The 14,036-nt window shown below is 64.1% G+C and carries 10 protein-coding genes and 1 pseudogene; 2 read left to right on the top strand and 9 right to left on the bottom strand.

The window, feature by feature from the left end; all coding sequences use genetic code 11:
• Window positions 1-2: 2 nt before the first annotated feature.
• From ACOQPH_RS13420 to ACOQPH_RS13430, 3 genes are all read right to left on the bottom strand, one after another.
• Entirely contained in the window at window positions 3-323 is a 321-nt protein-coding gene (locus tag ACOQPH_RS13420; RefSeq protein WP_420621885.1) for a helix-turn-helix domain-containing protein, read from the bottom strand.
• Between the two features lie 190 nt (window positions 324-513).
• Complete coding sequence (locus ACOQPH_RS13425; RefSeq protein WP_420621886.1) at window positions 514-1,296, bottom strand: DUF5131 family protein; 783 nt, start codon at window positions 1,294-1,296, stop codon at window positions 514-516.
• An 82-nt stretch (window positions 1,297-1,378) separates the two neighbouring features.
• On the bottom strand, window positions 1,379-2,002 hold the full coding sequence (locus tag ACOQPH_RS13430; protein WP_420621887.1) for an HNH endonuclease: 624 nt from the start codon (window positions 2,000-2,002) through the stop codon (window positions 1,379-1,381).
• A gap of 357 nt (window positions 2,003-2,359) precedes the next feature.
• On the opposite strand from ACOQPH_RS13430, the gene ACOQPH_RS13435 reads away from it, so the two are divergent.
• On the top strand, window positions 2,360-4,063 hold the full coding sequence (locus ACOQPH_RS13435; RefSeq protein WP_420621888.1) for an IS1634 family transposase: 1,704 nt from the start codon (window positions 2,360-2,362) through the stop codon (window positions 4,061-4,063).
• A 347-nt stretch (window positions 4,064-4,410) separates the two neighbouring features.
• Here ACOQPH_RS13435 and ACOQPH_RS13440 read toward each other — a convergent pair whose 3' ends face one another.
• The 5 genes and pseudogenes from ACOQPH_RS13440 to ACOQPH_RS13460 all read right to left on the bottom strand — a co-directional run.
• The gene (locus ACOQPH_RS13440; protein WP_420621889.1) at window positions 4,411-4,620 is read right to left on the bottom strand and encodes a hypothetical protein; all 210 of its coding nucleotides are present in this window, start codon (window positions 4,618-4,620) and stop codon (window positions 4,411-4,413) included.
• A 22-nt stretch (window positions 4,621-4,642) separates the two neighbouring features.
• Window positions 4,643-5,437: an SDH family Clp fold serine proteinase gene (locus tag ACOQPH_RS13445; protein ID WP_420621890.1), complete on the bottom strand. Its 795-nt coding sequence runs from the start codon at window positions 5,435-5,437 to the stop codon at window positions 4,643-4,645.
• A gap of 427 nt (window positions 5,438-5,864) precedes the next feature.
• The gene (locus tag ACOQPH_RS13450) at window positions 5,865-9,335 is read right to left on the bottom strand and encodes a DEAD/DEAH box helicase family protein (RefSeq protein WP_420621891.1); all 3,471 of its coding nucleotides are present in this window, start codon (window positions 9,333-9,335) and stop codon (window positions 5,865-5,867) included.
• The gene (locus tag ACOQPH_RS13455; RefSeq protein ID WP_420621892.1) at window positions 9,332-10,510 is read right to left on the bottom strand and encodes a restriction endonuclease subunit S; all 1,179 of its coding nucleotides are present in this window, start codon (window positions 10,508-10,510) and stop codon (window positions 9,332-9,334) included. Before ACOQPH_RS13455 ends, ACOQPH_RS13450 begins: the two co-directional genes overlap by 4 nt.
• Window positions 10,507-11,256, bottom strand: a pseudogene (locus tag ACOQPH_RS13460) (HsdM family class I SAM-dependent methyltransferase); the annotation flags it as partial. The pseudogene ACOQPH_RS13460 and the gene ACOQPH_RS13455, both read right to left, overlap by 4 nt.
• 144 nt (window positions 11,257-11,400) lie before the next feature.
• On the opposite strand from ACOQPH_RS13460, the gene ACOQPH_RS13465 reads away from it, so the two are divergent.
• The gene (locus tag ACOQPH_RS13465) at window positions 11,401-13,104 is read left to right on the top strand and encodes an IS1634 family transposase (RefSeq protein ID WP_420621888.1); all 1,704 of its coding nucleotides are present in this window, start codon (window positions 11,401-11,403) and stop codon (window positions 13,102-13,104) included.
• On the opposite strand, the gene ACOQPH_RS13470 is transcribed toward ACOQPH_RS13465, so the two are convergent.
• Entirely contained in the window at window positions 13,101-14,030 is a 930-nt protein-coding gene (locus ACOQPH_RS13470; RefSeq protein ID WP_420621893.1) for a type I restriction-modification system subunit M, read from the bottom strand. The genes ACOQPH_RS13465 and ACOQPH_RS13470 overlap by 4 nt on opposite strands.
• Window positions 14,031-14,036: the final 6 nt, after the last annotated feature.

A 14,036-nucleotide genomic window follows, 5' to 3' on the forward strand; every position in this document is an offset into this window, starting at 1 on the left:
AATCAGGCATCGATCAGAACGCGACCATCCCTGAACACGGCAGCTATCTCCAACTCGCCACCCAGCTGCCTGACGATCGACTTGAGCAGCCCAAGCGACAGGCCGATCTCACCGCTCTCGATCTGCGAAACCGCCGATTGCGACTTGCCGATCATCGCCGCCAGTTCGGCCTGCGTCACGCCGAGCGCATTTCGGAGATCGCTCAGCGCGTACGTCGTGATCTCGGAGACCGCGCGCAACTTGGCCTCATCGATCCGTCGAGCACGCTCAGGATCAAGCCGGGCTTCATCTCGCAGTTCTCTGAAGTTCTTTGTGCTCGGCATCAGAGGAGTCCTTCGTCTCTGCGGCGAGCGTTTGGAACCACTGATGAAACTGGTCGGTGTACTCGACGTCCCAAGCTTGCATCAGCCGAACTTATATTAGCTCACCTGATACTCGCTCTCGAACTTCCGAGGCTGTTGCGGGGTGATGCGCCGTTCGGGGCCATCTCCGGAAGGCCAGCGAATGCTTGCCCTAGACGACGGCCATCGTCTCTTTACGGTGGCCGTTGGACATGGCGGCCTTGAGGGGGAGCTGGTCCCACAGTTCGCCTTCGAGTTCCCGGCCACCGGCCTTGGGGGTTCGCCCTCCCCATTGCTCGAAGAAGAAAGCCACGCCGGCGGAGGTGCAGGTATCACGGAGCTCTGTGACCCACTCCAATTCCATGGGCCGTGCATTCGTTCCAGACTCGCCGCCGGCGATCACCCAGTGAATGCCCGCAAGATCCAGCTCACCGAGTGGGCCCAGCAACGGCTCGGCACTCACGAACCTCACGGCGGCTGGAACCCTGCGGAGATGCTTGATCCGGAACGCATACCGGCGTGACTCCACGCTCACGCCCATCCACAAATTCGAAGGCCAGTCGAGGCTGTCTGCGATCCGGCTCAGCCGCTGCGCTCGCTTCGTGAGCACCTGGTAGGTGTGCTGGGGCGTCTCCCGAATCACCTCGAAGACCTGCGCGATGTACTCCAACGCTACGTCTTCATGAAAGAGATCGCTCATCGAGTTCACGAAGACCAGCCGCGGTGCGCTCCACCGACGAGGCACGTCGAGCGACGAGGGATGCAGAGTCAACTTGAAACCGGGCCCGCTCGTCGGTGGGTCGCCATCGTTCTGGTACTTCGGCGAGCCCATCGCCTTGAGCCGCTTCGACAACGTGAGCGCGTAGCAGTGGTCGCATCCCGGGGACGTCTGATCGCATCCCGTGGTCGGGTTCCACGTCGCCTCGGTCCACTCGATCGCCGACTTGTCAGCCACGCGCCCACCGTAGGGCCAAGGTATGACAACCAAGAGACCGGATTCAGTGGCGTCGACGAGGTCCCACAAAGCGCAACTCCGGCTAGTGGCCCGTGACTGGCTCCTGCGGCACCCGGAACTCGGCAAGGTCCTCGGCGAGTGCCACTGCGAGCGGGGGCATCGTCGGATGCCGCCAGCGGGTCACGTCCGACGTGTTGCCCTTGTTCTTGTTGCAGTAGGTGTGGGACGCCTGGAGGTTGTCCAGCTTGTGCAGCAGGCTCTTGTACCGAGTGCCCTGCACCGCCTTGCCGGCCTTGCTGATGTCGAAGAAGGCGAAGATCTTCGGGACGATGTGCTCCACGTGGGCAGCGTCGATGCGTGTCTCGGCACCGCACACTCCGCAGCGACGACCGTCTCGCTCGTAGACGTAGCGAAGCAACTTGCGGCGATGCTCGGGACTCCAACGACCCGATGCGTCCGGTTCCTCGGACTCCAGCACGGATCGCCGGATCTTGTCGACCGTCTTGACCGTGCCGATGGCAGCCGTGGCGAGCTTGTCGCGCAAGCGGCGTCGTTCGCTGCCACTGTCGGGCGTGTCCAGCACGCCTGGTTCAGCGTCGACAGCCGGCTCGGCAACCTCGCGGACATCGCTAGGTCCCGCAGAAGCAGGACCGGACTGGTCCCCGGCACCGCTGGTGGCCGCCTCGGAGCGCTCAGGTGGGACCACGTCCCGGCGCTTCGGAAAGATCGAGTATCGATAGAAGTGGCTGCCCTGATTCGCTCCCCTTCGAGCGGTTCGCTAAACCATCTCGACACCGCACCGCGGGCATTCGGGCGGAGATTCGTTAGCTTCGAGATACCCGCTAGTAACCGTCATTGGTGGATGTGACAGCACAGGCCGTACCGCGAAGTCCGGCAAAGAGGTTTTCTGGTGCTCAGACCCGAATTTGACGGGTTGGGGTGCGTGTTGGGCGGGTGTCGGGTTTGTGACCTGCGGGTTTGGGTGCGGCGAGGTTGTTCCGTGATGGTTTTGTAGGGGCGACATTTGCAGCTTGGCGGGAGTGGTGGGTGTTATGCTGCTGGGGTGTTCGTGAAGACGACGAGGCGGCGCAGGGGCGACAAGACGTATGAGTATCTGTCTTTGGTGGAGTCGGTGCGCGACGGCGCGAAGGTCGGGCACCGCACGCTGCTGCGGCTGGGCGAGGCCTCAGCGCTGCGACGCTCGGGCCAGCTCGAGCGCATCGTCGCAGCCTTGGAGGCCCATCTGGAACGCGAACGCGTCGATCCTGGGGCGGTGGAGGCCGAGGGGGCGCCCGCGGCGGGCGGGGTGGCGTGCGCGGCGGCGGTGTGGGAGCGGCTGGGCCTGGGCGGCTGGTTCGCCGAGGCGGGATCGGCGCGCGGCGCCGACCGGCTGGGCGACGCGGTGTTCGCGATGACGGCGAACCGGCTGGTCGCGCCGTGCTCGAAGCGGCGGCTGCCCGAGTGGGCCGCAGCCGACGTGGTCATGCCCGAGGGGTGGTCCGCTCCGTCGCCGGCGCAGTACTACCGGGCGCTGGACGCCGTCGCGGACGTCAAGGACTCGACCGAGGAGTTCCTGTTCGGTCGGCTGTGCGACCTGACCAGCCTGGACCTGCGGTTCGTGTGCTATGACCTGACCTCGACCTATCTGGAGGGCTCCACGGGTCCCTCGGAGCGGTTCGGGTCCAAGGCGTTCGGCTATTCGCGCGACCGGCGCCCGGACCGGCCCCAGGTCGTGATCGGGCTGCTGTGCACCGGCGACGGCGTCCCGATCGCGCACCACGTGTTCGCCGGGAACACCAACGACGCGTCCACGCTGCCCGGCGTGCTCGCCGACCTCACCGAGCGGTTCGCGGTCGGGAGGATCTGCGTGGTCGCGGACCGGGGCCTGGTCTCGGCGGGCAACGTCGCCGCGGTCGCCGACGCCGGCTGCGACCACGTGCTCGCCACCCGCCTGCACCGCGACAAGGCCTGCCGCGAAGCCCTCGAGACCATCGGCGCCGACACCGCCTGGACCGACGTGGCCGCCTGTCGGTGCCGCGCCGCCGAGGCCGTCCTCGCCGACGGCACCCGAGCCATAGTCGTGGAGTCCGACGCCCGCGCCCGACGCGACACGCGGCGCACAGCCGAGCTCGTCGCCCGCGCCGAAGCCGGCCTGGTCGCCCTCGAACACAGAGTCCGGGCCGGACGGCTCGCAGACCCCGCCCTGATCGGACGCGCCGCGCAGCGCGTCCTGGGGCCCAGCGGCGTCGCCGCCCTGTTCGACCTCGAGATCGCGCCCGGCCGGTTCGTCTACCACTACGACGAACACGCTCACGCCTACGAGAGACTCCTCGCCGGCCGCTACGTGCTCACCACCAGCCTTGACGCCCAACAGGCCCCCACCGCACGCGTCGTCGCCGCCTACCGTCAGCTCGCCGACGTCGAAGACCGGTTCCGGACCCTCAAGGACTTCCTGCGGCTGCGCCCCATACGGCACTGGACCGAAAAACGCGTCCGCGGCCACATCGCCGTGTGCGTCTACGCCGCTTTGGCCGAGACCCTCATCTCACGCGACCTCCAAACAGCCCACATCGCCGACCCCGACCAGCCCGACCAGCACCTCACCGCCGCCCGAGCCCTGCGAGAACTCGACCGCATACGCCAAGTCCGCCTCACCGCCCACGACAAGCACATCACCCTCACCACCCGCCGCAGCCCCCTCCAAAACCAGATCCTCGCCGCCACCCACACCCCCACACGCACCTGGGACAAAGCCCGCATCCACTAACGCGTACCCCCTCCCCAGAACCGATGTAGTGGAAACACCAACCCGCGCGCCCCCACTGACCTGCCAAAACGCAAAACACCCGTCAAACTCGGGTCAGATCGCTGGTGTCGAAAGTAATCACGATGCCGCCACCGGCCTTCGGACTCATTTGACCATGGACTTCCGCTGGTGTGTAGACATAAGAGCTTTGCCGCATTGGAGCGATACCTCCATATTTCCGCAAGACTCGAGGCCAATGCTCAGTTGCAGATTCAGAGGTCCTCGGGTCATTGCGCCTAAGGTCTTGCGGCTTCAATATTCCCAACCACGAATGGGGACATTCTCTATACGTTTGCGTCCTCTTCCTGCTACGCCTGCTGCGAGTTCTGCTCCTCATATACCGAGGTCAAGATCGGGCCATCAAGGATTGTGCCGCCTAGGGCAGGTCCGAGTTTATATCCACCTAACACAATTCCTGCATCAGCAAGCTGTCTGGCCGCTTGATCGCAGCGTTCAATGGCGGTTCCATCTACGTCGGGATTAGAACCCGTGATTTCTTCGATAAGTTTGCGCTTCATTTGCCCTGATCCCATTCTGAGACTAAAAGAAGTTGATTGCATGTACGAAAGACTCGTTGCCATTTCCAGCCATGTGGTCGCGCATAAACCAGAAGTAGTCCCACACGGCATGTTTCAAATCCGGCCGGTCGTTTAGATCATCTATCTTGAGGTCTAGCTCATCTCGTAGCGTCTTCATATCAATTCCTCGACCGTGCGTCAACCAGCGGGTCTGATCGCTCAGTTTTCGCGCAATCTCGCTGGCGCGATCTTCCTTCATCTGTTTGGTAACAGCTTTGCGTCTCGTCTCAGTCGTCGTCCAGTCCTTGAACTTATAGCTAGCAAGCCATTGCTTCAACAATTCAATCGAGAGGTCGCGAGCTAGTTCAAATTGATGGAGTTCTGCTAAGTCTAGTTTCTGCAGCAAGACGAGTTCAGCTGTAGAAAGTGACTCGTTCTCACTCTTGGCTATCAGTTTCTCATATTGCGTGAGGTATGAGAGTGCAGGTACCAGGCGGTTGTCAAGTACTAGTTGAGGATCGATCGGTCCTAGGCAAGAGTGATAGTCCATCAGGATGTGGTCGCCTGACATAACCAGCACAGTACCAGCCGACATGGCTTTGTCTGGAACAATGAACTGCACTTCTGCATAGTGTTGCCGAAATACTCGCACGATACGCTCTACAACTTCTACTACCCCACCTGGTGTGTCAATAATGACGAATAGGTTATCTCTACGATCCTGACGGGCCTCAATTGCGATCTTTGCGCGGTGCTCTACGCCTTGTTGCATTGGAGAAATAATCGTTAAGCCGTCTGCATCCAGCATCTCCTCCATCGCCACGAGGCGATTGGTGGCCCATTCTCGAGCACTGTCTTGCGTCGTAGGAGGGGCGGGGACAATCGGCGTACCATTCATGATGCGAAATCCTGTCCCAGTGCTTTCGCCTCAGCAGGGTACCGAAGTCCTATTATGGGATGCTGGGAGTGAACTTCCCGAAGATCCTTGTCCTGCTGTGGGTGATGGGTGTTCATTTGTCGAGGTGATTCCGGTCGATTGTTGCCGCAACTGGGGCAAACGCTGTGTCTCGTCCGATGTTCGCGGACGCCTCAGCCGCCACGCTAGCGAGGAGCAGGGACCGTGGGCCACGGGACGTGGGACCGATTGGCCTGCAAGGCCCCAAGTACGTGGTCAGGCGGAACGATAATCTGCCGGAGTAGCCAATGCGGACGCTGAGTGGAACGGGCAACACGTCGATGCAGGCTCAGACCGCAGCAGTGTCGTGGAAGTGCTTGACGATCTCGAAGAACTCGTCGCTGTCGTCGGGCACGTAGAGCGCTTCGGGTCCCTCGGGCGCCACGCTGATGAAGGGCGACTCGTAGATGCGGCGCTCTTCGATGGCACCGTGCTCGGTGAGGAAGTTGATGACCATCTCGACGAAGCGGATCTGGTTGGCGCTGTAGCGCTTGTCGTCGAGGAACTTGGCGAAGGCCCGCTTGGCAGCGGCCCGGTCCAAGCCGACCAGCGAGCGGATGAACAGCCCGAAGCTGCCCGCACGCCTTGACGCCTCGGCGAACGTGTCGGTGTCGCCGATGCCCGCGGCCACGAGCACTCGCTGCAGGTCGTCCATATCGGCCGGGGTAAGCGGCTCGCCGCTGCGGACCTTGGCCACCACGCCCTCGGCCAGATGCTCTGTGAGAAAGTGCTGCGCCTTCTTGCGGAACTGGGCGAACTCGTCGCTGCCCGCACCGCCGGTCCCGTCGCCAGCATCGCCGCCGTCCATACCACCAGCGCCACCGCCACCACCGGTGCCGGGAAGCTCCACCTCGGTGGCTTGGCCGAGCTCGTCGGTGAAGTCGCTGTAGAGCACGTTCTTGGCGGTGTGCTGGATCAGGTGAACGAGGTCACGCAGCCGCTTGCGGGCATCCTCCAGCATCGGATAGGTGACATCGGCCCACCATTCGTCGGTCTGGATGTCCAAGATCAGCTCCAGCCGCGCAGCCACCGCTGGGATGGCGGTGCCGAGGTCCTCCAGCGCAGACGCGATGCCGAGGATGCGGGTGCGCTGCCGTTCGAATGGCACATAGGTGAGCAGGCCCAGCTGGGCGTTCAGCATCACCACGTCGAAGCGCTTGGCTTCCTCGCTGTCGCCGTCGAGCTGGTCAGGCAGCTTGGCCACCCGATCCGCCAGCGCCGCAAGGTCCCCAAGCGAGACCGTCTCCCACGCATCGAGGCGGCTGAACCGCTCCACCAGCTCCAGGTGGGGCCGCACCAAGAAGTTGTCGGGGTTCATCGACTCCACGGTCCGATGCAGCGTGGCCGCGACCTCAGCCCGCTCATCGCCGAGTGCCGCTATGCCGTCGAGCGCCTGCAACAGCTCCAGCCGAGCGCAGAACAGAATCTCGCTCAGCGACTTCCCGCTCGAAGCCTCCGCATTCTCCAGCGGGTGGCTGAAGTACTCAAGGTTCCCGCAGAAGTCGAACACCTTGAAGTGCGTCTTGTGCCTGCCGGGGCCGAACAGGTCCGGGCACAACCGGGTGCCACGGCCGAGCATCTGCCAGAACTTGGTCTTCGAGCGCACCGGCTTGAAGTACACGAGGTTGGCCACCTCGGGAACGTCGATGCCTGTGTCCAGCATGTCCACACTGATCGCGATGTGCGGCGCCTTGGACCGGTTGGAGAAGTCGTCGATGAGGCTCTGGCTGTACTTGGTCTGGTGGGTGATAACCCGAGCGAAGTTCCCGGCGTCCAGCGCCGGGTAGTTGGCGTCGAAGCGTTCCTTGATGAACGTGGCATGGCGCTGGTTCTTGGCGAAGATGATCGTCTTGCCCAGCCGGTCGCCGCCGGCCACCTTGATGCCATCGGTCATCAGGTACTCAAGTACCCGGTCGACGGTGTCCTTGTTGAACAGCCACTTGTTGAGCTCCGCCGCATCCACCTCGCTGGGCGGTTCCAGCGGGTTGCCGTCGTCGTCCTCACCCCAGTCGAGCTCGTCCCACTGGTCCTTCTCGTCCTCGCTGAGCTCGTCGTAGTTGATGCCCTCGCGCACAAACTTGAGAGGCACGGACACCCCTCGGGGCGGCACCAGGAAGCCGTCGGCGATGGCTTCGTCCAGCGAGTAGGCGTCGGTGGGCACCCCGGTCTCGAGGTCGAACAGATCGTAGGTGTTCTTGTCGACCTCATCCTTTGGGGTGGCTGTCAGGCCCATCAGCAGCGAGTCGAAGTAGTCGAAGATGCCCCGGTACTTGCGGTACACCGACCGGTGCGCCTCGTCGATCACCACCAGGTCGAAGTACCCCACCCCGAACCGGCGAGTCCCGTCGGCCCGGTACTCGTCGATCTTGCCGACCATCGTCTGATAGGTGGACACGTACACCCGGCCGTCCACGTTGCCCTCGGTCACCAGGTTCACCGGCGCCGCATCGGGGAGGTGCGCCTTGAACGCGTTCACCGTCTGGTTCACCAGCGCCGTGCGGTCGGCCAGGAACAGTACCCGCTTCACCCATCCGGCGCGCATCAACAAATCCGTCAACGCGATCAGCGTTCGGGTCTTGCCTGCGCCGGTGGCCATCACCAGCAGCGACTTGCGTTGATTGTCCCGCTCGAAGTGCTCTGCGATGGCGCGGATGGCCCGCTGCTGGTAGGGGCGGTTCACGATCAGCTTGCTGATGGCCAGCGACGCCAGCGAGGTGCGGGCGGTACGCCGCCCGATGAGCAACGCCAGTTCGTCGCGGGTGGCGAACCCTTGCACCCGCCGGGCCGGGTACTGGGTGTCGTCCCACAGCCAGTGCTCGTAACCGTTGCTGCAGTAGATGACCGGCCGCTGCCCGGTCTGGTTCTCCAAGCAGTCGGCGTACAGCTTCGCCTGCTGCTGGCCCACCTGAGGATCGACCAGTGCCCGCTTGGCCTCCACCACCGCCAACGGCAGCCCATCGGCGCCCCACAGCACATAGTCGACGTAGCCCACGCCCGAGTCCGTCGGCATGCCGCGGACCTCGTACTCGATGTCGTGGCCCTTGGTGAGACCGGTCCAGCCCGCCTCAGCCAGCAAGGCGTCGATCTTGAACTTGCGCGTCTCAGCTTCGGACCAGTCGAACGCCTCGGGCGGAACCGTCTCGACAGCCTTCTTCTTCGCCGCGGCGACCTCCGTCCGCAGCTTCGCCAGTTCGGCGTTCAGCTCGTCGGCAGTTTGGGTCGATTCGGCCAACCGGATCTGTGCAACGGCGAGCTCCGCTGACTCGTGCGCGAGCCGTTCCTCAAGCTGCTGGCGCTCACGCAGCGACGCCTGCCCAGTCGTGCCGGCGTCGAGCAGCCGGTGCGGATTGAAGCGCAGCGACGATTTCGGCTTCGAGGTACGTCCGTAAGTGAAGGCCAGCCAGAAGCAGAATCGAAACAGTGCCGAGACGATCTCGACCGCCTCCAACTTCGACGGCGCCTTCGACTCATGCACCGCACGGTTCCCGGCTCGCTGAATCTTGCGCGCTACCTCGAAGACCCGGCCACCCTCCAACGCCTTGAACGCCGGCTCATTCAGCAGCGCGTTGAGCGAGTCGTCATACGGCTGAGGCAGCGACCGGTCATGCTGGTAGATCCACCTGGCACCGGACTCCAGGCACTTCCGCGCATAGATGACGGCTGCACCTGGGTCCGAAAGCGAGTACCCCTCGGCCCGCGACGCAGACTCGAACTCGGGCCGAAACTCAGCTTCGAGGAACGAGAACTGCGACTCGCTCACAGCTCACCCCGAAACGCCCGCTGCTGCAGGGATGCAAATAGCTCATCAAGCGCCGACGCGTGGTTGCGTAGCTCAGCCTTCAACTCGCTGTGCGCCGTCAACATCGCAGAGAATTCCAGTTGAAGCTCGATGGGAGGCAATCCGAGCATGAAGCTCCCAACGATGTCACTGTTCAGGTTGAGCATGGTCACCCCTTGCGCCGAGTTCTCCAGACGACGCCGACCTCGAGCACTGGACAGCGCAGCAGCGATGTACTGCGGGATGGCGTAGTCGAGATCAGGGCGCATGTAGAGGGAGCCCGAACCGCAGACGTAGCCAGCTTCATGTTCACCAACTATGGCAACCCTGCCCATCTCACCCCGCCGCCCCATGACGACATCACCCGTTTCCATGCGGTACGGCATCAGCTGGGTGTACTTCTGAGAGTTGATCGTCTGCTCACGATGCGGCGTGATGACACCGTCGACGATGTGCATCGGGTTGACGAGCGGGATACCTCCCTCGACATAGTCGCTCCTGTGCAGCAGGGAGCCGAACGGGCCGATCTGGATTCTCGAACACGCTTCTCTCAGGGAGCGGACTGGCCAGCCGCGTTCGTTCCGGATTGGGTCGCCGAACATGTCGATAAAGATGGCTTGCGTCAGCGTGCCGAGCTTGGCCAGCGCCTCCCGCCGCTTCGCCCGGAGCGCATCTGCCGCATCCAACACCCTCGCAATCCGCCGCTGCTCTTCAATCGGCGGCAGCGGAACGAGAAGCTTCTTCAGTTTCGATGCATTGACTCCCTTCTGAACCCCGCCGTCTGAGGCGCTGGCGATCTGTCGCCAGTAGCCCGGAGAACGAAAGAAATGACTCACGTAGCCCGGGTCCGCGGCCTCTGGTTGCACTCGCAGTCGAATCAAGTAGGACGCAAAGACGGCCCCTTCTGGACAGTCACGAATGAGCAGGCTGTTGCCCGTTGACCCAGTTCGGGCAAAGACGATGTCTCCTTTCTCGAGCTGGCGAGCTTGCACGCCCTTCGTGTTGCCTGCGCAGTGAGGCACTGTGGCCCAATTGACCCCGAATTCTTGGATATCGGTGATCCGAAGCATCTTGGGACCGATCGGATCCTTGGATGCAGACGCGGTGACTCCATAATCAACCTGCATCGCAAAATCGCCAACTGGAACGGTCTTCATCCAAGCACTGCTCGGAGTTCGTCCAGGCCCGACAGAATCTCTTCCTCCAGCGCCTCGAGTTCGCCAATGATCACAGCGGGTGACGCATAGTCGATCTCGTCTTGCACGATCTCTTTGTACCGGTTGATGCTGAGGTCGTAGTCGTTTGCCGCGATGTCGGCCTTGGGAACACAGAATGACTGCTCGATCGGTGCCCGCTCCAACTCCGCGCCGTTTCTCTCCTGCCAACGGGCGAGCGCGTCAGGGAGGTTGTTGTTCAAGTGCTCGTCCTCGGCCAACGGCTCAGCCGCGAGTGCACCGAGCTTGGCTTCGTCGAGCAGCGGCGTGCGCTTGTCGTCGAGGCTGTAGCCGTCGGCTTGGAGGTCGTAGAACCAGACGAGGTCGGTGCCGCCGGAGTTGGTCTTGGTGAACAGCAGAATTGCGGTCGAAACTCCGGAGTAGGGCTTGAACACACCAGCAGGCAGTGAAACGACGCCGTCAAGCTTCTGATCCTCAACGAGGATCCGGCGAAGCTCTTGGTGCGCCTTCGTCGAGCCAAAAAGCACACCGTCGGGAACGATGACCGCTGCCCTTCCGCCGGCCCTCAGCAGCCGTAGGAACAACGTAACGAACAGCAACTCGGTCTTCTTCGTCCTCGCAACCTGCAGGAGGTTCTTGGCAGTGGCTTCGTAGTCGAGCGATCCGGTGAAGGGCGGATTGGCGAGGATCAGGCTGTAGGAATCAGCATCACCAGCGTGGTCCTCGGACCCGAATTTGACGGGTTGGGGTGCGTGTTGGGCGGGTGTCGGGTTTGTGACCTGCGGGTTTGGGTGCGGCGAGGTTGTTCCGTGATGGTTTTGTAGGGGCGACATTTGCAGCTTGGCGGGAGTGGTGGGTGTTATGCTGCTGGGGTGTTCGTGAAGACGACGAGGCGGCGCAGGGGCGACAAGACGTATGAGTATCTGTCTTTGGTGGAGTCGGTGCGCGACGGCGCGAAGGTCGGGCACCGCACGCTGCTGCGGCTGGGCGAGGCCTCAGCGCTGCGACGCTCGGGCCAGCTCGAGCGCATCGTCGCAGCCTTGGAGGCCCATCTGGAACGCGAACGCGTCGATCCTGGGGCGGTGGAGGCCGAGGGGGCGCCCGCGGCGGGCGGGGTGGCGTGCGCGGCGGCGGTGTGGGAGCGGCTGGGCCTGGGCGGCTGGTTCGCCGAGGCGGGATCGGCGCGCGGCGCCGACCGGCTGGGCGACGCGGTGTTCGCGATGACGGCGAACCGGCTGGTCGCGCCGTGCTCGAAGCGGCGGCTGCCCGAGTGGGCCGCAGCCGACGTGGTCATGCCCGAGGGGTGGTCCGCTCCGTCGCCGGCGCAGTACTACCGGGCGCTGGACGCCGTCGCGGACGTCAAGGACTCGACCGAGGAGTTCCTGTTCGGTCGGCTGTGCGACCTGACCAGCCTGGACCTGCGGTTCGTGTGCTATGACCTGACCTCGACCTATCTGGAGGGCTCCACGGGTCCCTCGGAGCGGTTCGGGTCCAAGGCGTTCGGCTATTCGCGCGACCGGCGCCCGGACCGGCCCCAGGTCGTGATCGGGCTGCTGTGCACCGGCGACGGCGTCCCGATCGCGCACCACGTGTTCGCCGGGAACACCAACGACGCGTCCACGCTGCCCGGCGTGCTCGCCGACCTCACCGAGCGGTTCGCGGTCGGGAGGATCTGCGTGGTCGCGGACCGGGGCCTGGTCTCGGCGGGCAACGTCGCCGCGGTCGCCGACGCCGGCTGCGACCACGTGCTCGCCACCCGCCTGCACCGCGACAAGGCCTGCCGCGAAGCCCTCGAGACCATCGGCGCCGACACCGCCTGGACCGACGTGGCCGCCTGTCGGTGCCGCGCCGCCGAGGCCGTCCTCGCCGACGGCACCCGAGCCATAGTCGTGGAGTCCGACGCCCGCGCCCGACGCGACACGCGGCGCACAGCCGAGCTCGTCGCCCGCGCCGAAGCCGGCCTGGTCGCCCTCGAACACAGAGTCCGGGCCGGACGGCTCGCAGACCCCGCCCTGATCGGACGCGCCGCGCAGCGCGTCCTGGGGCCCAGCGGCGTCGCCGCCCTGTTCGACCTCGAGATCGCGCCCGGCCGGTTCGTCTACCACTACGACGAACACGCTCACGCCTACGAGAGACTCCTCGCCGGCCGCTACGTGCTCACCACCAGCCTTGACGCCCAACAGGCCCCCACCGCACGCGTCGTCGCCGCCTACCGTCAGCTCGCCGACGTCGAAGACCGGTTCCGGACCCTCAAGGACTTCCTGCGGCTGCGCCCCATACGGCACTGGACCGAAAAACGCGTCCGCGGCCACATCGCCGTGTGCGTCTACGCCGCTTTGGCCGAGACCCTCATCTCACGCGACCTCCAAACAGCCCACATCGCCGACCCCGACCAGCCCGACCAGCACCTCACCGCCGCCCGAGCCCTGCGAGAACTCGACCGCATACGCCAAGTCCGCCTCACCGCCCACGACAAGCACATCACCCTCACCACCCGCCGCAGCCCCCTCCAAAACCAGATCCTCGCCGCCACCCACACCCCCACACGCACCTGGGACAAAGCCCGCATCCACTAACGCGTACCCCCTCCCCAGAACCGATGTAGTGGAAACACCAACCCGCGCGCCCCCACTGACCTGCCAAAACGCAAAACACCCGTCAAACTCGGGTCGGAGAGCGAGTCGCGGTGGCTGATGTCGGGGTTCTGCACACCGTGGAGCTGCATGTTCATCGACCCGATGCGCAGCATCGTGGGGTCGGAGTCGTAGCCGGAGAACATCCCGTTGTGGAAGTGCCGCGACATCGAGGAGCGGTTGAGAGCACTCGGGTGTTCGCGACGGATATGCTCCCCGGCTCCGATCAAGAATCCGCACGTTCCACTGGCTGGGTCACAGATCACGTCGTCAGGCTGAGGTGCCATCATCTCAACCATCAGTTGGAGGATGTGCCGCGGCGTCCGGAACTGCCCGTTCTGCCCCGCACTCGCGATCTTGGAGAGCATGTACTCGTACACATCGCCCTTGGTGTCCCGGTCGGCCATCGGCACCGCGTCGAGGCCATCGACTGCCTTCTGCAGCAGTCGAGCCGTGGGGATCGCGAGACGGGCGTCGCGCATGTGCTTGGCGTGGGTACTCTGACCGGCTCGCACTTGCAGCAAAGGGAATACGTAGTTCTCGACGACGTCGAACATCTCGGCTGGGGGCAAGTTCTTGAACCTCGACCAGCGCAGATCCCGGTAGGCCCGGCCCTCGGCCCGGCCCTCCGGCCGGAACTCCTCGCCCTCGGGGAAGATGTCGTCCTCGATCGGCTCGCCAGTGCGGTTCGCCTTGTTCTCGGCAAGAGTCTGCTGCTCGTCGAGCGCCTTAATGAAAAGCAGGTAGGTGAGCTGCTCTATCACCGCGAGAGGGTTGGCCATGCCCCCCGACCAGAAGTCGTTCCACACCGCATCGATCTGCCGCTTCAGCTCACCCGTCACCATGGCCACCCATTTCAGCCGATCCACCAACGG

The sequence above is a fragment of the Candidatus Poriferisodalis sp. genome, assembly GCF_965221945.1.
GTDB lineage: Bacteria > Actinomycetota > Acidimicrobiia > Acidimicrobiales > Poriferisodalaceae > Poriferisodalis.